At 69.3% G+C, this 17733-nt stretch carries 16 protein-coding genes; 2 read left to right on the forward strand and 14 right to left on the reverse strand.

Annotated features, from left to right (window positions below):
• Nucleotides 1-67 precede the first annotated feature (67 nt).
• Nucleotides 68-961, forward strand: a complete 894-nt coding sequence (locus Q0Q47_RS14845; RefSeq protein WP_293861197.1) for a fatty acid desaturase — start codon at nucleotides 68-70, stop codon at nucleotides 959-961.
• Here the strand turns inward: Q0Q47_RS14845 and Q0Q47_RS14850 are convergent.
• The 10 genes from Q0Q47_RS14850 to Q0Q47_RS14895 are packed head-to-tail and all read right to left on the reverse strand — an operon-like array spanning nucleotide 934 to nucleotide 11049.
• Nucleotides 934-2148 carry a cyclopropane-fatty-acyl-phospholipid synthase family protein gene (locus Q0Q47_RS14850; protein ID WP_293861200.1) on the reverse strand — a complete coding sequence of 405 codons (1215 nt, stop codon included), beginning with the start codon at nucleotides 2146-2148 and terminating at the stop codon, nucleotides 934-936. The genes Q0Q47_RS14845 and Q0Q47_RS14850 overlap by 28 nt on opposite strands.
• Nucleotides 2145-3536 (reverse strand): sigma-54 dependent transcriptional regulator, encoded by a 1392-nt coding sequence (locus Q0Q47_RS14855; protein ID WP_293861203.1) that lies wholly within the window; start codon nucleotides 3534-3536, stop codon nucleotides 2145-2147. The genes Q0Q47_RS14850 and Q0Q47_RS14855 overlap by 4 nt, the downstream gene beginning before the upstream one ends.
• Nucleotides 3537-3545: 9 nt before the next feature.
• On the reverse strand, nucleotides 3546-5267 hold the full coding sequence (locus Q0Q47_RS14860; protein ID WP_293861206.1) for an ATP-binding protein: 1722 nt from the start codon (nucleotides 5265-5267) through the stop codon (nucleotides 3546-3548).
• Nucleotides 5268-5269: 2 nt separating this feature from the next.
• Nucleotides 5270-5668, reverse strand: a complete 399-nt coding sequence (locus tag Q0Q47_RS14865) for an EamA family transporter (protein ID WP_293861209.1) — start codon at nucleotides 5666-5668, stop codon at nucleotides 5270-5272.
• Complete coding sequence (locus Q0Q47_RS14870; RefSeq protein ID WP_293861211.1) at nucleotides 5665-6813, reverse strand: GNAT family N-acetyltransferase; 1149 nt, start codon at nucleotides 6811-6813, stop codon at nucleotides 5665-5667. Before Q0Q47_RS14870 ends, Q0Q47_RS14865 begins: the two co-directional genes overlap by 4 nt.
• On the reverse strand, nucleotides 6813-7667 hold the full coding sequence (locus Q0Q47_RS14875) for an alpha/beta fold hydrolase (protein ID WP_293861214.1): 855 nt from the start codon (nucleotides 7665-7667) through the stop codon (nucleotides 6813-6815). Before Q0Q47_RS14875 ends, Q0Q47_RS14870 begins: the two co-directional genes overlap by 1 nt.
• Before the next feature lie 14 nt (nucleotides 7668-7681).
• On the reverse strand, nucleotides 7682-8032 hold the full coding sequence (locus Q0Q47_RS14880; protein WP_293861217.1) for a hypothetical protein: 351 nt from the start codon (nucleotides 8030-8032) through the stop codon (nucleotides 7682-7684).
• Entirely contained in the window at nucleotides 8029-8934 is a 906-nt protein-coding gene (locus tag Q0Q47_RS14885; RefSeq protein WP_293861219.1) for an arginase, read from the reverse strand. Before Q0Q47_RS14885 ends, Q0Q47_RS14880 begins: the two co-directional genes overlap by 4 nt.
• Before the next feature lie 8 nt (nucleotides 8935-8942).
• Nucleotides 8943-10346, reverse strand: a complete 1404-nt coding sequence (locus Q0Q47_RS14890) for an aminotransferase class III-fold pyridoxal phosphate-dependent enzyme (protein WP_293861221.1) — start codon at nucleotides 10344-10346, stop codon at nucleotides 8943-8945.
• Complete coding sequence (locus Q0Q47_RS14895; protein ID WP_293861223.1) at nucleotides 10339-11049, reverse strand: MtnX-like HAD-IB family phosphatase; 711 nt, start codon at nucleotides 11047-11049, stop codon at nucleotides 10339-10341. Before Q0Q47_RS14895 ends, Q0Q47_RS14890 begins: the two co-directional genes overlap by 8 nt.
• Before the next feature lie 296 nt (nucleotides 11050-11345).
• On the opposite strand from Q0Q47_RS14895, the gene Q0Q47_RS14900 reads away from it, so the two are divergent.
• Nucleotides 11346-12155, forward strand: a complete 810-nt coding sequence (locus tag Q0Q47_RS14900; RefSeq protein WP_293861226.1) for a MipA/OmpV family protein — start codon at nucleotides 11346-11348, stop codon at nucleotides 12153-12155.
• Nucleotides 12156-12165: 10 nt separating this feature from the next.
• On the opposite strand, the gene Q0Q47_RS14905 is transcribed toward Q0Q47_RS14900, so the two are convergent.
• From Q0Q47_RS14905 to Q0Q47_RS14920, 4 genes are all read right to left on the reverse strand, one after another.
• A complete protein-coding gene (locus Q0Q47_RS14905) occupies nucleotides 12166-12624 on the reverse strand; it encodes a DUF2147 domain-containing protein (protein WP_293861229.1) in 459 nt (152 codons plus the stop codon).
• Nucleotides 12625-12688: 64 nt separating this feature from the next.
• Entirely contained in the window at nucleotides 12689-14281 is a 1593-nt protein-coding gene (locus Q0Q47_RS14910; RefSeq protein WP_293861232.1) for an ABC transporter substrate-binding protein, read from the reverse strand.
• Between the two features lie 22 nt (nucleotides 14282-14303).
• Complete coding sequence (locus Q0Q47_RS14915; RefSeq protein ID WP_293861235.1) at nucleotides 14304-16589, reverse strand: sensor histidine kinase; 2286 nt, start codon at nucleotides 16587-16589, stop codon at nucleotides 14304-14306.
• A gap of 67 nt (nucleotides 16590-16656) precedes the next feature.
• Nucleotides 16657-17697: a DUF2332 family protein gene (locus tag Q0Q47_RS14920; RefSeq protein ID WP_293861237.1), complete on the reverse strand. Its 1041-nt coding sequence runs from the start codon at nucleotides 17695-17697 to the stop codon at nucleotides 16657-16659.
• Nucleotides 17698-17733 lie beyond the last annotated feature (36 nt).

Genomic DNA, 17733 nt, shown 5'->3' on the forward strand with positions numbered 1-17733 from the left:
AGGTTGGCAAAAAGTCACTTCATCCCGCTGCATCGGTCGTGGCAACACTTGCCGCAAGGAGACCGGGATGTTCGTGCTGCGCCATTCTCGCTGGGACTGGATTCCGGTCCTGCTTGCCACGCTTCACTTCGTGCTGTTGCTTGGCTTCGCTTTCCATTTCGCGACGATGACATGGCCGGCAGTGCTGCTGTGCGGTCTCGTCTACGCGGTCAGCGTGTCGTGGTCGATCAACAGCATCTCGCACAACTTCATCCACAACGCCTATTTCAAGGGCGATGCGCTGAACGCCGCGTTCAGCATGATGCTGTCGCTCACGATCGGCTTCTCGCAGGCCATGTACCACTTCGTGCACATGCGCCACCACAGCGGCAACAGCGACCTGCCCGACGCGGACGGGGACACGGTCGACTACCTGTCGATCTACCGGCACGGCAAGGATGGCCAGCCCGAGAACGTCTGGCGCTACACGTTCCTGAGCTTTTTCCGCGACGATCCGAAGGAGATCCTCGCCCGGATGGAGGCCCGTCATGCGGGGCAGGCGCGGCAGGCCAAGGTCGAACTCGCCTGCCTCCTTTTCTTCGTGGGGCTGCTCGCCGTCGTCGACTGGCGCTTCGTGCTGTTCATCGTGCCGTTCAACTATCTCGGCCAGAGCCTGTCGTCGCTCAATGGCTACTACGAGCACTTCGGCGGCGATCCCTCCACGCCGCTGGCCTGGGGCGTGAGCACCTATCACCGGCTCTACAATTGGACGTGGATGAACAACGGCTACCACGCCGAGCACCACTACCGTCCCAAGATGCACTGGACGCGGATGCCCGACCTTCACCGGCAGATCCAGGCGGAGCAGGCGGCCGCGGGCACCCGCGTGATCAGGCCGCCCCATCCCCTCGGTTTCCTCGAGGACGAGCCCGGACCGCGCCAGGGCGAGCGTGCTCAGGACGCGCCGGCGGCCTCCATGTAGCCACGACGGATCGGGAGGGCGTCCGCGCGCCGTGCGATCTGGATCTGGAACACCACGAGATTTTCGTGCCAGAAGGCGCATTCGGCCGCCGCCAGGTAGAACTCCCACATGCGGCAGAGGCGCTCGTCGTAGAGCCGCGCCGCATCCTCCCGTCGCTCCTGGAAGCGACGGGACCACTCGCGCAGCGTCAGGGCGTAGTGGAAGCGCAGCACCTCGACGTCCGTGACCACGAGGCCCGCCGCCTCGATGGCCGGGATGATCTCCGACAGTGAGGGGATATCGCCGCCGGGGAAGATGTACTTGTCGAGCCAGGGGGTGACGAAACCGGGCGCGTCGGACGAGCCGATCGTGTGCAGCAGCATGGCACCATCCGGCGCGAGCAGGCGGGCCACGTGCCGGAAAAAGGTCGGATAGAAGCCCACCCCGACGTGTTCGAACATCCCGACCGACACGATGCGGTCGAAGGATCCCGCAACGGCCCTGTAGTCGAGCATTTCGAAGCGGAGGCGGTCTGACAACCCGGCATCACGGGCTCGCGCGGAGGCGACGGCCAGCTGCTCGGTGGAGAGCGTCACGCCCGTGACGGTCGGAGCCTCCTGTCGGCGCGCGAGGTGGAGGCCGAGCCCGCCCCATCCGCTCCCGATATCGAGAACGCTCTGGCCGGGCTTCAGTGCCAGTTTCGCGGCGATCCTGCGCTTCTTCGCCTCCTGGGCCTCCTCCAACGTCGCGTCATCCGACGGGAAAAAGGCGCAGCTGTACTGCATGTCCTCGTCGAGGAAGAGGCGGAAGAGCCGTGAATCGAGGTCGTAGTGATGGGCGACGTTCGCGCGGGACCGACCTGGCAGGTTGGTGCGTGCAAAGCGCCGGATCCGGAAGCGCACGGCGTCGATGATCCGCGCCGGCAGGGGCTGCGGCTTCCCCTCGGCATTGCCGTAGAAGAGCTTGAGCACATCGAAGATGGTGCCTTCCTCGACGACGAGCCTCCCGTCCATGTAGAGCTCGCCGAACCGCAGGTCTGCGTCCAGCAGGAGGGGACGCTGCGCCCCCGCATCACGGAAGCGGATCGAGACCGGCCGGCCCGTCTCGTCGCCGTAACGCCCGCTACGGCCCGATGCGAAGGTGACGGACAGGGTGCCGCGGGAGATGGCCTTCGCCAGCGTGCCGTCGAGAAGGCGTTCGGCGATCACTCGGGCGTCCCCACGGTGCGCGTGACGCTGATGCCGAGCTTCTTGACGCGGTGCCACAGGCTTCTCTCGGAGATGCCGAGCAGGGCCGCGGCGCGGACCTGAACGCCCTGGGTGCGGTTGAGCGCCGCGACGATCCGCCCCCGTTCGTAGCGCTCGAGGTCCTGGTCCAGGTCGATGGGGAAATCGGCGTCCTCGCCGCCGCCGTCGCGCGGAGCCGGGTGGCTGAGGTAGGGCGGGAGATCCGCCACGTCGATCACGGGCCCGCGCGCCGACAGGACCGAGCGCTCCACGCAGTTCTGCAGTTCGCGGATGTTCCCGGGCCAGCCATAGGCGCTGAGCGCCCTCACGGCGTCCGGTGTGAAGCGGGCCCCGCGTTTGCCCAGCGCCACACCGAACTCTGCCAGGAACCGGTCCAGGAAGCGCGGGATGTCCTCGCGCCGATCCCGCAGCGGGGGCAGAGCGATGGGGAAGACGTTGAGCCGGTAGTAGAGATCGCCCCGGAACTCGCCCTGCGCCACCATGCTCTCCAGGTCGCGGTTGGTCGCGGCGATGATGCGGACGTCGGTGGTGCGGCTATGGGTCGAGCCGACGGGCTCGTAGGTGCGGTCCTGGAGGACGCGCAGGATCTTGGCCTGCAGGGCGAGCGGCATGTCGCCGATCTCGTCGAGGAAGAGGGTGCCCTTGTCGGCCTGGCCGAAGCGCCCGACCCGGTTGGTCAGTGCACCGGTGAAGCTGCCTTTCACGTGGCCGAAGAATTCGCTCTCCAGCAGGGCTTCCGGCACCGCGGCGCAGTTCACCGCCACGAAGGGCCCGGACTTGCGGGGGCTGTTGAAGTGGATCGAGCGGGCGACCACCTCCTTGCCCGTGCCGCTCTCGCCGGTCAGCAGGACGGTGGTCTTGGCCTCGCAGACCTCGGCGATGCCCTTCAGCACCCGCTGGAAGGCCGGTGACGCGCCGATCAGCGTGTCGAAGCTGTAGCGTCCTTCCAGCTCCTCGCGCAGTCGCTGGTTGTCGCGCAAGGCGTCCTGCAGGCGCAGGGCGTTGGACAGGGTCGCCGCCAGATCGTCGAGCTCGATCGGCTTGTCGATGTAGTCGAAGGCGCCGTCCTTGATCATGCCCACCGCGTCGCGGACGCTGCTGTAGGCGGTCATGATGACGAGCGGCACGGCATGGCCGCGCCGGTTCATCTCCGCCAGCAGGTCCTTGCCGCCCATCACGGGCATGCGCAGGTCGCACAGGACGAGGTCGACGGCGTCGCGCGCCAGGATCTCCAGCGCCTCGTTGCCGTTCGTCGCGGCCAGGGTGCGATAGCCGAGCTGCTCGAGCATGCCGCCCAGCACGTCCAGCAGCTTCACCTCGTCGTCGACGATCAGGATCGTGTGCGACATCGGCCCACCTCACTCGGCCAGGGGAAAGGACAGTTCGAAGACCGCGCCGGCGCCGGACCCCCGGTAGACGACACGCCCGCCATGGCTCTCCATCACGGCGAAGACCTTGGCCAGGCCGAGGCCGGTGCCGGCGGGGCGGCCGGTCACGAAGGGATCGAACACCCGCGGGACGATGTCCTCCGGCACGCCGGGCCCGTCGTCGGCGAAGGTCATCATCAGGCTCCTGCCGCGCACCGCTTGCGAGATGCGCAGGTGCCCACCGGCCGGCAGTGCGTCCAGGGCGTTGAGCACCAGGTTCAGGACGGCATCGTAGATCTGGCCCGGATCGCCGAGAATGGTGGCGTCGGGGGCGCCGTCCTCGAACGTGAGGGAGACCCGGCGCTTCTCGGCTTCCTGCTGGGTGAAGGCCAGGGCGCGCTCGACGATGTCGCGGGGCCGGATGGGCGTGGTGACCTGCGGGGCCTTCGCGAAGGAGAGGAAGTCGCGGATCAGGGCCTCGATCCTGCGCACCTCCTCGACGACGTAGCCCAGGCGGCGCTTCTCCGTGTCGTCCAGGGCGGCCGAGAGCTGCAGCAGCTCGGCGGTGGTCTTGATGATGCCGAGAGGGTTGCGGACCTCGTGGGCGAGGCCCGCCGCCACCTCGCCCAGCGTGGAAAGGCGCTCGCGCCGGCGCAGCTTCTCCTCGACCTCCTTGAGGCGGGCGAGTTCCCGCGTCATGCGGTTGAAGGCCTCCGACACCTCCGCGACCTCGTCCTGTCCGCGAATGGCGACCTGGTGCTGGAAATCGCCGGCTGCGACCGCCCGAACGCCGGCGGCCAGCCGGGTGAGGGGGCGCGTCACCTGCTGCGCGATGACGAAGGCCGCCATGATCGCCAGCATAGAACCGAGCAGCATGATGGCGATGAAGATGTTGGTCCGGTTCACCCAGGCTGCCAGGCCTTCGTCCGTCCTCAGGCCGCAGAAGATCACGCCCAGCAGCGTCCCCGAGCCGCTCATCAGCGGCGTGTAGACGCCCACCGTGTCGCCGCCCTCGGCCGCGGTCCGGAACACGTAGGGCGCATTGGCCTGGAGGGCCGAGATAACGGCCGGAGGCAAGGGGCGCGGGGTCAACGCGCCTTCCGACGACGAGTAGTACTCGGCCAGCTGGTCGCCCTGCCGGTAATAGAGCCGGATGTCGAACGATTTCAGGGCGTTGATGTTGCTGATGTAGTTCTCGTCGACGAAGATGCCGAGCATCAGGTTGTAGCTCTTGCCGCCCGCGTCGAAGGGGACGACGGCACCGGCCATCAGCATCACGCGGCCATTGACCTGGACCGTGTAGAGCGAGGCGTCGCTGGACACGGGGGCCTCCGACGGCCGGGTGACTTCGCGGTTCGAGAAGACCGGGTTCATCGCCTCGTCGTAGATCGCGATGAGATCGTAGCCCAGAGCGTCCATGAGCCGCTGCAGACTCGCCGGCACGGTCTTCTGGCGTCCTTCGGCGAGTGGGACCACGAGCCCCTGCTGGATCAGGCTGTCTGCGATGCCCACCACCTCCCGGCGTTCGTCGAGCACGCTGCCGAAGAAGAAGCGGGACGTCTCGTAGAGCCAGACCTGGAGGTTGGACTCGAAGGTGCTGACGACGAGCCGTGTCGCGAGTTCGGTCGCCACCAGCATCGGAAGGACACTGACGAGCATGAAGGCTGCGATGAGCTTCAGCCTGATCGAGCCACGCCGGCTGACCGCCTCCACCGCTACTCTCCTTCGGAGCCGATCACGATGACGCCGACCATGATCAGGACGATTCCCAGGCCCCGGAGCGCGCCGATCTCCTCGTGGAAGATCGCCACCGAAGCCGCCGAAACCGTGACGTAGCATATCGAGGTGAGTGGGAAACCCAGGCTCAGCGGTATGCGGTCGAGGATCACCATCCAGGCCACGAAGGAGCCCACGTAGCCGAGCACCCCGGCCACGACCCAAGGGTCGGTCGCGGCCGCCATGAACCACGCGGGGTCGATCGCCCCGTCGCCGAGCCGGTCGCCGCCCGCCTTCAAGGCGATCTGGGCGAGGGTCTCGAACAGGATCAGGAAGGTCCAGGCGGCGAGGGCCGTCGGGGTGAGGGACGAGCGCAGCGCTCCGTGGCCGGCGCTCATGCCGCTTTCCTCGCGTGCTGGTCCATCAGGCGGGCGATCTCGGGATCGAAGCGGTCGAGGCTGACGATCCGCGAAACCGTCTTCAGCACGGCGTTGATCCAGCGGTTCCGGTGGCGGAAGTAGAGCCAGTTCGGCGACAGGCGGCATCCCAGCCGGACCTTCGGTCCATAGAAGCCCTGGCCCGCCTGATACAGGGGGATCCCCTGCCGGGAGCACCAGGCGACGTTCTCGAGCCAGCTCGTGTAGTAGAGGCTGTATTCGCCCACCACCGGGTAGTGCATGCCGATGTACTTGTCGACGAGGCGGTCGCCGGTCTCGATCAGCAGGTTGAAGGCCACGAGGTCGTCGCCGGCCCAATAGAGGACGACGCGGGCCGAGGGAGCGAGCCGGCGGAGGACGGCCGCGAAGTAGGCTGGGGGCAGGTGCTCGAACTGCAGGTCGCTGTGCGCCACCGTTTCCGCGTAGAGGCTCGCGATCCGGTCGAGGACGTCGTCGACGTTCGTCCTGTGCTCGACGCGCAGGCGCTCGCGCTGCTTCCACTTGCGCTTGAGGTCCTTGCGGGTGGCCCGGCTCAGGGTCGCGAAATAGCCGTCGAGGCCGCCCGGCGGAACGCTCAGGAGGCCCGTGGGGAGACCGGGCATGGCCTGGAAGCCGCGCGGCTCGAGCGCCGTTCGCCAGAGCGCGATATCCTTTTCGGCGGCGTCCTTGACCGCGACCAGGCCGCATCCCTCGGCCTCCGCCAGCCGCTCCAGGCCCTCCAGCAGGGCGACGACGAGGGATGGTCGATCGGCGACGCCGACCTCCGGCGCGAAGCCAAGGTGGCAGATCTCGGCGACGGGCGAGCCTATCGCGGCGAGGTCGAGGGTCAGCAGGCGGGGGAAGGTCCGGGTCAACGCCTCCGCGATCGGTTTCAGGGGGCCCTGGACCGTCGTGTCGAGGCGATAGCGGGTCAAGAACGCCGGCGCGGCGGCCAGGACGGCCTCACCGTCGAGCGCGACGATGTAGCGGGCGTGAAAGCCCGGCGGGCCGGCTTCCTCGGCGGCGACATAGAAAGCATAGCCTTCGGCCTCGCCGGGGAAGCAGCGGTCCCAGCGCTCCCGGCCGATGGCCTCGATCGACGCATAGCTCGCGACGGTCACGGACATCAGCGGGCCCGCACCTTGAGCAGCGGGACGCCCCGCGCGGCTTCGGCCGTCGGCTGGGCTCCGCGGCGGCCGATGAAGGCGACGCTCGCTTCGATCAGTCGGTCCCGGTCCTTGTCCAGCGTGACCATGTGGTAGCTGTCGTCGAGCACGACCTTCTCGACGTCGCCGCCGAGCCTGGCGGCGAGATGACCTGCATTGCGAAGGCTCGTCATGTCATCGTCGCGCGCATGGACGACGAGGGCCGGCGTTCGGATCGTCGGCAGCGTCTTGTTCACAACCGCGATCAGACGGTGCAATTCCTGCAAGCTGCGGCCGGGCGTGGCGGCGTTTCCGGCCCCGGCACTGTCGCCGGACAGCATGGACTTCACGATGCGCGCCCGCAGCCTGTCGTCCTTGATGCCGTAAGGCGGCGCCTCGACGAAACGAACCCAGCGGGCGAAGCCGAGCGCCAGCGCGGGTTTCACCAGCACGCGGGTCCAGGGAATGGCCCAGCCGTCGTAGAACAGGGTGGTCGAGTAGAGCAGCAGCCCGGCGACGTCGCCCGGCCGGTCCGCGGCGAGCTTCAGCGAGAGGAGAGCTCCCATCGACAGGCCGCCGACGAAGACCGTGCGGTGGCGACGCTTCAGGGCGTCGAAGGCATCCTCGACGCTGCGCTGCCAGTCACGCCATCCGGTGGCCAGGAGATCCGCCTCGTCGCCGCAGTGCCCGGCCAACTGGACGCCGTGGACGGTGTAGCCGCGCCGGGCGATGGCCTTGCCCACGGCCTTCACCTCGGAGGGCGTTCCGGTGAGCCCATGGACCAGCAGGACGGCGACGGGGCCGCCCTCGAAGGTGAAGCTGTTGTCGTTGGCCATGGCAGGTGTCTCCGTCAGGCGCTGAGGCAGACGAGCGCCACGCCGAGCGTGACGACCGAGGCGCCGAGCCAGCGCCGGCCGGAGACGCGCTCATGCAGGACGAAACGGCTCGTGACGAGCACGCCGCAATAGGAGAGCGCCGCCAGCGGGAAGGCGACGCTGAGCGGCGCGCGGGCGAGGACCGCGAGCCACAGGACGAGTTCGACGCCGTAGGCCGCGAAGCCGGCCATGGCCATCGGGCTCGTCGCGACGCGCTTCCACAGGGGGGCCTCGGAGGCCCGGGAGAGGCCGAGCTTGAACGCCGTCTGGCCGGCCACGTCGAGAGCCACCGTGAGGGCGAAGAGAAGGACCAGGAAAGGCGTCACAGCACGCGCTCCAGCAGCGACAGAAGGCGTTCGTTGGTGCTCTCGTTGACGGCGAGGGACGCGGGCGGTTGCCGCGGCTGGTCCAGCAAGGCCTCGGTCCACTTCATCGGGTTGCGGTGCCTGGCCGCGGAGAAGTCTCCGCAGATGTCGACCCCGTGGATGCGGTGCCGGCTGGCCAGATCTCCGATCACGGCCTCGACCGTGTCGAGCGGCATGCCGCCCTGGTCCCAGTTGGTGGCCGCTTCGCCCTGTCCCAGCACGTCCTTGTCGAGCGTGATCCAGACGGCGTCGGTCTCGATCTCCGGCGCGAGGCGCGCCATGATCTCGGGCGCTGTGGCGCCGGCAAGCGTGGTCCAATGCAGGCGGTCGTCGGCCACCGCGTGGCCGGGCACGGGCCCGGCCCGCTTGCCGAGGGGCGTCGGCGGCGTCTGCCAGGGCAGCATCACGAGCCGTTTCGTCCGCAGCGCCAGCAGGTTGATGCCCGCCCGGTCGGGACGTGTCAGATCCTCGCTGCAGCAGCCCAGCGTCACCACGCGGGCCACCCGCGGCATGCCCAGGGCCTCGTTGACCCAGGAGCCGCAATGGCGACGCGGGAACGTCCAGGCCCAGTCGGGATGGTTGTCGAAGTGGACGACGGTGACGGGGACGCGCACCGTCTCCAGGATCGCCGCGGTCAGGTGGTGATAGTCGCCCGACCCGACCATGAACACGCGCGGCCCTTCGCCCGACGCCGCCGGCAGCCGTCGCGCGAACCGGTCGAAGTCGCGCTCCCACGCCCAAAGCCGCAGTGCGCGGCCAAGGTCGCGGAAGTCGAGAATCTCCGCCCGGCCCTCGGCGACCCTGCGCCGGACGGGCGCCTGCCAGGTCAGGCTGCCGTCGAGGTCGAGAACGCTGAGCCGCATCGCCGCCCTCAGCCGACCACGCGGCGCAGCGCCTGCTCGAGCAGGGCGAGGCCCAGGTCGATCTCGGGGTAGGAGATCATCAGCGAGGGCGCGAAGGTGATGACGTTCTTGTAGTAGCCGCCGATGTCGAGGACGAGCCCGTAGCGCTTGCCGCCGACGTCGAGGTCGCCCTTCATGCACTCCTGCGTGAGCTGGTCGACGATGGCCTTGCTGGGCGTGAAGCCGTCCGCCTCGCAGATCTCGGCGCGCAGCGCCAGGCCGATGCCGTCGACGTCGCCGATCTGCGGGAAGCGCTTCTGCAGGTCCCTGAGGCCCGCGAGGAAATAGGCGCCCTTCTCGCGCGTCATGGCCTCGAAATCGACCTCCTGCATCAGGCGAACGGTTTCGAGCGCCGCCGCCGTGCCGAGCGGATTGGAGGAGAAGGTCGAGTGCGTGGAGCCGGGCGGGAAGACGCCGGGGTTGATGAGCTCCTCGCGTGCCCACAGGCCGGAGAGCGGGTTGAGGCCGTTGGTGATGGCCTTGCCGAACACGATGACGTCCGGCTTCACGTTGAAGTTCTCCAGCGCCCAGAACTTGCCGGCCCGGTAGAACCCCATCTGGATCTCGTCGTCGACCAGCAGGATCTTGCGCTCGTCGAGCACCGCCTTGAGCTTCTCGAAATAGCCCGGCGGCGGGACCACGTAGCCGCCCGTGCCCTGGATCGCCTCCACGTAGAAGGCGGCGTATTCGCTCACGCCCACCTTGGCGTCCCAGACGCCGTAGTACTCGGTGTCGAACAGACGGGCGAACTGGTCGACGCAGTAGAGGCCGCAGTCCTCCCGCTTCTTGCCGTAGGGGCAGCGGAAGCAATAGGGGAAGGGCACGAACTGGGCACGGTCGCCGAAGTGACCGTAGCGGCGGCGGTAGCGGTAGGACGAGGTGATCGCGGACGCTCCCAGCGTACGGCCGTGGTAGCCGCCCTCGAAGGCGAACATCAGCGACTTGCCGTTGGAGGCGTTGCGGACGAGCTTGAGGGAGTCCTCCACGGCCTGGGCGCCACCGACGTTGAAGTGGACGCGCCCCTTGCTGCCGAAGGTCTTCTCGACGTTCTGGGCGATGGCCTTGGCCAGCTCGATCTTCTCGACGTGCAGGTACTGCGACGCGAGCTGGGGCAGCGTGTCGATCTGCCTCTTCAGGGCCTCGTTCAGGCGGGGATTGGCATAGCCGAAGTTGACCGCCGAGTACCACATCTGGAGATCGAGATACGGGGTGTCCTCACGGTCGTAGACGAACGAGCCTTCGCAGCGCGAGAAGATCTTCGGATCGTCCAGGTAGTGAACCGTGTCGCCGAAGGAGCAGTATTCGGCTTCGTCGCGCAGCAGGTCGCGTTCGGCGAAGACGTCGGCGTCGTGGCTGGGGGCGATCTTATCCATGGAGCTCGAAGTCCTTGATGCGTGCCGTGCCGGGACTGGCTTGGCGAGCGAGGGCGTCGAGGCCCCCGATCACGTCGGCGAAGGTTGCGTAGGGCAGGTGAGGGAGGCCGCTGGCGCGGCAGTGCTTCAGGAGGGTCGATGGCTCCCCTGCCAGCGACCTGGCGAAGACGAAATCGGCGCGCTCGGCGACGCAGATGTCGGAGCGTCCGTCACCGATCACCACGGTGACGGTGTCCGACCGCCGTGACAGGCTCAGGCACTTGCAGTGCGCGGCGTCCGCGCTGCACGACGGCGATGCGAAGGGAGTGTCGAGGGACCAGCTCCCGTCCGCCCAGCGCTGCAGGCGGTTGGCGCGGACGGGCAGGCTGAGCCCTTCGCGCGACAGGATGCGATGGATCGCGGCGTCGAGACCGTCGCTGACGACGGTGAGCAGGAGGTCCCGGACCGCGCAGAACGCGACGAAGCGCGAGAAGTCCGGGTCGATCGGGATCGCGTCGACGATCCGGTGCAGGTCCGCCCACTGGCCCGACAGGAGCGCGATCTGCCGGGTCATGCAGGCCCGCGAGCCGATGCGGCCCTGCGCCCACTCCCGTTCGATCTCGTGCCATTCGGGGGCTGCCATCCCGGTCAGGATGGCGTCGGTGACGTCCTCGAGAGCGATCGTGCCGTCGAAGTCACACAGGATCTGAAAAGAAGAAGGCACGCGTATCGACCGGGGTTCCAGCGGGACAACGGGATCGGAGTTCGCAACCCCCGTGCCAAACCCCTGGAAAACGCCAAGTCCCTCAAATCGCGCGCTTAATTTCGGCGAGTAAGGACTGTGAGGTCTCGGGCGACCTCCAAAAAATGTTGGACGCTACGGGTCGTGGAGTCGCGCGCCCTCCAGAACGTGGAGGTCGGCCCGCCGCAGGGTCCTCGCGCGCGTCGGGCCGGTCTTTCTCCGGGATGACAGGACCTGTCCGCGGGGGTAACGATGGCGGTCGAAACGAGGGTTTCGCGTTGCGTGTCGTTCCATTCCTCGCTTGCATGGCCCTGTCCTGCGCCGCCCTGCCGGCCCTGGCTGCGGATCCCCAGGGGCAGCCGTCGGCCGGCGGCTGGGTCGTTACGCTCGGCGTCATGCCCGCGGTCGGACCCCGCTACGACGGTGCCAAGCTCTACGGGCTCGGCGGCTCCCCGATCTTCGACATCCGCCGGGCCGATCAGCCCAAGGGCTTCTCGGCACCGGATGACGGCTTCGACATTTCGCTGTTCGGCAACGACGTCTTCGGGATCGGGCCCGTGTTCAACGCCAGGGGCGGGCGCTACCTCTCGGCGGATCGTTCGCTGTACGGGCTCCGCGACGTTCCCTGGACCATAGAGAGCGGGATTTTCGTCGAGTTCTGGCCGCTGAAGGATCGGCTCAGGACGCGCCTGGAGGTCCGCCACGGATTCCGTGGCCGCTCGGACGGGTTCGTCGGCGATCTGTCGGTCGACTGGGTCGAGAAGCTCGGCGCCTTCACCGTGTCGGGCGGGCCCCGGTTCAGCGTCGCGGATGCCGACTACATGGACGCCAATTTCGGGGTGCTGCCGGCCGAGGCCGCCGCCAACCGACGCGTCACGGCCTTCGACGCTTCGGCGGGCCCGAAGTCCGTGGGGCTCGCCGCCGCCGTCTCCTACGACTGGTCGGCGACGTGGACCACGACCGCCTTCGTCCGCTACGACCGCCTCGTCGCGGACGCGGCGAAGAGCCCGATCGTTCGGCACTTCGGCACGCGCGACCAGATCACGGTCGGGACGGGCCTCTCCTACTCCTTCGCCGTCGGCGATTGACCGGCTTCACTCACGGTTGCCGCCGCCAGGTCTGCGTGCGGCCGAGCAGGGCGACGCCGGCGAAGGCCCGGATGGTCAGCGTCCGGCCGTCGTCTCCCAGCTGGGCCTTGAGCTGGTACTGCGTGCCGGTGTCGGGATCGAGGATCCGCCCGCCTTCATAGCCGGCGCCCTGCCGGCGGAGGCCCTCGACCACCGTGAGGCCCATGAGCGGCGCGCCCATGCGGGCGCCCGTGCACTTGTCGCAGGTGGGGTTGGCGGGATCGCCCGGGGCGGGGAAGAGCTTGGTGATGCGGCCCTCGAACGTCCCACCCTTGTCCACGATGCTGACGAGGGCGCCCACGTCGCCGTCCTCGTCGGCGGCGGCCCAGGTGCCGACGATCGGGTCGGGCGGGCCGGCGAGCGCCGGCTGCAGCGCGGCGAGCAGCATGAGAAGGGGAACGAGGATGCGAGGGATCGGAGTCTTGGCCATGGCCCTGGGCTAGCTGGACCGAGGGGGAAGGGCAAGTCATCCGGGGCCGGCCTGCGCTAGCTACCTACCGTTCCTTGAGGTCCACGCCGTCGAAGGGATGGCGGCCGAGCGGGTCGATGACGAAGCCGGTCACTTCGGCCCGCGTGGCCATGAACACCACCGAGTGGGCGATCGGCACCCAGGGCTCCTGGTCGTGGAAGATCTGCTGGGCCTCGCGGTAGAGCTTCTCCCGCACGGGGACGTCCGGCGTGCGCTTGGCCCGCACCACGCGCTCGTCGTAGTCCTTGTCGCACCAGCGGGCGACGTTGTTGCCGCCGATACGCGCCGCCGTGCAGCCGAGAAGCACGTAGAGGAAATTGTCCGGGTCACCGTTGTCGCCCGTCCAGCCGTAGAGCGCCATGCGGTGCTCGCCGGCCTGAAGGGCGTTGCGGTACTCCGCCCATTCGCGGGTGACGAGGGTGAGCCGGATGCCCACCCTGGAGAGGTCGGCCTGGATCATCTCCGCGATGCGCTTGGCGTTGGGGTTGTAGGGCCGGCTCACGGGCATGTACCAGAGGTCGGTCTCGAACCCCGACGGATAGCCCGCCTCGACGAGGAGCTTCTGTGCCGCCGCGCGGTCGAAGGGGTAGTCCTTGATGTCGTCGTTGTAGGACCACAGCGTGGGCGGCACCGGATTGCGGGCCGCCGCGCCGGCGCCCTGGTATACGGCGGCGATGATGGCCTGCTTGTCGATGGCCATCGCCATGGCACGGCGCACCCGGACGTCGTCGAAGGGCTTGCGCGCCGTGTTCATCGCCATGTAGCCGACGTTGAGGCCCTCCTGCTCGAGCAGCCGCAACGACGGGTCCTGGCGGATGCGCCCGACGTCGCCGGGGCTCGGGAAGGCCATGACGTGGCACTCGCCGGCCTTCAGCTTGGTGAGCCGCACCGCCGGGTTCGGGGTGATGGAGAACACCAGCGTGTCGATGGGCTGGCGCCCGCCCCAATAGCCGTCGAAGGCGCGGTAGCGCACCGTGACGTCCTTCTGGAAGGACTCGAACACGAAGGGGCCGGTGCCGATCGGCTGCGTGTCGAGAAGTTCCGGCTTGCCGAGCGCCAGCAGGCGGTCCGCGTACTCGGCCGAGAGGACGACGTTGAAGGGCATGGCCAGGTTGGCCAGGAATGGCGCCTCGGGCTGCGTGAGCGTGATCCGCACCGTCCGGTCGTCGACCTTCTCGATCGACTTCAGGAGTTCGGGCATGCCGAGGTCGCGGAAGAAATCGAAGGTGGCGCCGGAGGTCTTGTGGAAGGGATGATCCTCCTTCCACTGCCGCATCAGCGAGAATACGACGTCGTCGGCATTCATGTCGCGGGTCGGCGTGAACAGCGCGTTGCCGTGGAAGCGGACACCGGTGCGCAGCGTGAACACGTATTCCGTGCCGTCGGGCGAGACCTTCCAGCTCTCGGCGAGGCCCGGCTCGATTCGCGTCGATCCCTTGGCGAACTCGACGAGGTTGTTGAACATCGGCCGGCCGGCGTTCATCCCCGTGGTCGTCGTCACGATCTGCGGGTTGAGCGCCTCGGGATTGCCTTCCGAGCAGAAGACGAGGGTCTTCGCCGAGACCGGGGCGATGGCCGGGACGATCGTCAGGGCGAGGGCGACGGCGAGGTGGCGCATCGGGCGTCTCCGGGTTCGTCGGTCAGGCGCCGGATGGGGCCTCGGAGGCCGGTACCGACACGGGCAGCGTCACTGTGAAGCGGGTCCCACGGCCCGGCCCGCTGTCGACGGCGATCCGGCCTTTGAGGGTCTGCACCACCAAGTTGTAGACTATGTGCAGACCCAATCCAGTGCTGCCGTGCTGCCGGGCGGTGGTGAAGAACGGGTCGAAGATCCGCGCCTGGACGTCGGGGGTCATGCCCTTGCCGTCGTCGGCGACCACCAGCGCGATGCGGCCCGGCCCGGCCTGGTGCACCGAGACGTCCAGCCTGCCGGCGGCGCCCTGGTCGTAGCCGTGCACGGCGGCGTTGACGACGAGGTTGGTGACCACCTGGCCCAGCGCGCCCGGGAACGTGGCGAGCGCCAGGCCGTCAGGGCACTCGATGCGCACGGACAGCCCGCGCTTGCGCAGCACGGGCCCGAGGCTGGTGACGAGTTCTGTGAGCCAGTGCTTCAGCTCGAAGGTGCGATGCTCGCCACTGACCTGGTCGGCCGCCACCTGCTTGAAGCTCTGCACGAGGTCGGCGGCGCGCGTGAGATTGCTGGACAGCAGGCGCGATCCCTCGCTCATGCGCCCGACAAAGGCGATCAGCCGCGAGCGCCGCAGCTGGTTGCCCTCCGCCTCCCGCACGAACTCCCGCGCCTCCTCGCCCATCTGGGTGGCCGTGGTGAGGGCTACGCCGACGGGCGTGTTGATCTCGTGGGCGACGCCGGCGACCAGCTGGCCGAGCGAAGCCATCTTCTCGGACTGGATCAGGTCGGCCTGGGTGCGGCTGAGGTCCGCCATGGCCTCCCGCAGGGCGGCCTCCCGCACGCCGATCTCCGTGACGAAGGTGTTGGCGGCACGGGCCATGTCACCCAGCTCGTCGGTGCGGTTGCCGACATCCAGGGCGCCGGCGCCCGGCTCCGCGGCGAGGTGCAGCATGCCGCGCTGCAGCCTGCGCAGGGGGCCGGTGATGGACTGGGCCACCAGCAGGGCGGCCAGGGCGCCCAGCAACAGGCCGGTCGTGGCGCCGAGCAGCAGCGTCGTGCGGATCCGGCTGCCCAGGCGCTCGGCGTCGCCGATGAAGGTGTCGTTGAGCGACCGGGCGCCCTCGGTCGCGGCGATCACGGCCTTGTCCATGGCCTCGAGCAGCGTGTTCTGCTGGCGCAGGCCGGCCGTGGTGGTGAGCAGCCGGTCGTTCCAGGCACGGATGGCGTCGATCATCTCGGTCTGGATGAGGGGCGAGATCGGCAGTCCGCCGACGGTGCCCGCCAGGCTCTCGCCCTCCCGGGCCAGGACGGTGGCGGCCGCGATGTCCCGCACGGCCAGCGCCTCGGCCGTGCGCTGACCGAGCTTGAGCGCGGCGATGGCGATGTTCTGCGTCGCCTGCTCGGTCTCGTTGGCCTGGACGGAGTAGGTGAGCAACTGGGCCACCTCTTCGTGCAGGGCCCGCCGGTCGGTCTCGTCGACCTTCAGGAGGCGCTCGATCCAGGACAGGAGCTGCGCGTCGCCCTCCTCGCCGCCGGTGTCCGAGCCCGCGGGGGCCCGCGCCACCAGGTCCATCAGGGCGTCGGCATCAGCGGCGCGGTCGGCCTGGCGCAGCGCGCCGGCGAGGTCTAGGGCGGCATTGCGGACCTGGGCCCGGGCAAGGGCATCGGTGCTGCCCGCCGCGCTGCCCGTGACGAGCGCGCGGAGGTCCTGGGCGCGGTCCACGATCTCGCCGACGAGGCGCAGGCGCCGGTCCTTCTCGGTGAGCGTGGCCACGATGTCGGCGTTGGAGGCGTGCTGGCGGGTCCTGGCCTGATCGGTCAGCGCGATCAGGGAGGCCGCCCGTTCGGCCATCTCGCGAACGCGGCGCTCGTTCTGGTCCGCGGCATCGACCAGCCGGCCCATCTGGTCCGTCAGGTTGCGGAGGTCGACCGTGGCCCGCTCGATCCCCTCGGACTGCAGGGGCGTGCGCGCCTGCTCGGACAGCGCCGCCATCTGGCTGCGGGCGCGCGCCGCCAGCGCGAAGAAGCGCGACGCGGCGGGCGTACGCTCCACGGGAGGCGCGATGACGAAGCGATCCCGCTCGGCCGTCGCCAGCAGCAGGTCGCGATAGATGCTTCCGGCCAGCAGCGCGCCGGAGCGCGCCTGCTCGGCCTCCCGCAGGAGAATCCAGGCCGTCGCGGCGATGAAGGCACCGATGGCGATGGGGATCGCGCCGACGAGGACGATCTTCGATGCAATTCTCAGGAGCGCGATCTCCGGCGAGCTTCGCCGCAGTGTATCAGCCTGAGACTTCAATCAGGAAGGGTGGACCACCCGTCGCGACCCGCTCCTTGTGGGGAGCGGCTGCGACGGGTCCCACCCTTCAGTCCCAGCTCATCCGGGAGACGTGCGGGTCGGCGCGCGCGAGGCGCACCGTCTTGCCACCGGGCCAGACCTGCAGCGACAGGGCGGGTCCCTCGTCTGCCTGCTCGAAGGAGAGCCAGGCCAGCGGGGCCGCACGCGTTGCCCGTTCGCCGGCCCGCCGCATGGCCGCCCGCACCCGTGCCCTGCCGTTCTCCGGCAGGTACTGGAAGGCAATAGAGTGCATGAGGACGCGGGTCACGCCGGGCGTGGGCTCCGTCTCGACCTGCCGCTCCACCCATTCGGCGGCATCCATCCGGTCCAGCACCGGCGGGTCCGCCAACGCGATGGCCACCGCGGCATCCTGCCGGGCGAGGCGCTCGGCCTGGTCGGCCCAGATATAGGAGCGCAGGCGAAGCCGTTCGGCGGGATCGCGGACGTCGATGGGTGCAAGGTCGCAGCCCCGCCGCCCCACGATGCGCGGCTCGGGCCCCTGCGGGGGCGAACCGGTCCAGCGCGGCCTCAGGCGGACGGCGGAGGCCGCCGCGCCCGCCTGGCGGCCCCCGAGGTCGTAGGAGAACCGGTCGAGCATCAGGTTGAGGCCCGCGCTGCTGCCGATCTCCAGCAGCTCGACAGCGGGCGTGGCGCGGTCCGCCACGACCAGCAGGCCGGCGTAGAGCGCCGCCGAGCGGCCGACCTCGTTCGTCTGCGGCGCGCGCTCCAGGATGCCGGCGATGAAGCCGGCGTGGTCCACGAGCGCCGCCGCCACGGCGGCCTCCAGCGCATCCGGGTCCGCCCCTGCTTCGGGCGGGTAGCAGGCGGCGAGGGCGGGGGCCCGCCCGCTCATCACCAAGGCATGCAGGGCGCCCGCCAGCCGCAGCGCCACCGCGTCCCCGCGGGGCGTCGGATCGCCCGGCCAGTCGAGGATCTTGCGCCCCACGTCGGTCGTGCGGTTGAGGTTGGCCTGGCAGGCGGCCACGACCCGGGCCGTGAAGGGCGAGCCCAGGCTTTCGCAGGCGGTGACCTGGGTGGCGAAGGAGGCGAGGACTTGCGCGTCGGACACGGCGCGGCTCCCTGGAACGTTGGCGCGACGCCCTCA

The organism is uncultured Alsobacter sp. (assembly GCF_945952055.1).
GTDB lineage: Bacteria > Pseudomonadota > Alphaproteobacteria > Rhizobiales > Beijerinckiaceae > Alsobacter.

Coding starts and splice junctions, on each gene's coding strand:
- Q0Q47_RS14845 (WP_293861197.1), top strand. CDS start 68: ATGTTCGTGCTGCGCCATTCTCGCTGGGACTGGATTCCGGTCCTGCTT.
- Q0Q47_RS14855 (WP_293861203.1), bottom strand. CDS start 3,536: ATGTCGCACACGATCCTGATCGTCGACGACGAGGTGAAGCTGCTGGAC.
- Q0Q47_RS14865 (WP_293861209.1), bottom strand. CDS start 5,668: ATGAGCGCCGGCCACGGAGCGCTGCGCTCGTCCCTCACCCCGACGGCC.
- Q0Q47_RS14870 (WP_293861211.1), bottom strand. CDS start 6,813: ATGTCCGTGACCGTCGCGAGCTATGCGTCGATCGAGGCCATCGGCCGG.
- Q0Q47_RS14875 (WP_293861214.1), bottom strand. CDS start 7,667: ATGGCCAACGACAACAGCTTCACCTTCGAGGGCGGCCCCGTCGCCGTC.
- Q0Q47_RS14885 (WP_293861219.1), bottom strand. CDS start 8,934: ATGCGGCTCAGCGTTCTCGACCTCGACGGCAGCCTGACCTGGCAGGCG.
- Q0Q47_RS14890 (WP_293861221.1), bottom strand. CDS start 10,346: ATGGATAAGATCGCCCCCAGCCACGACGCCGACGTCTTCGCCGAACGC.
- Q0Q47_RS14905 (WP_293861229.1), bottom strand. CDS start 12,624: ATGGCCAAGACTCCGATCCCTCGCATCCTCGTTCCCCTTCTCATGCTG.
- Q0Q47_RS14910 (WP_293861232.1), bottom strand. CDS start 14,281: ATGCGCCACCTCGCCGTCGCCCTCGCCCTGACGATCGTCCCGGCCATC.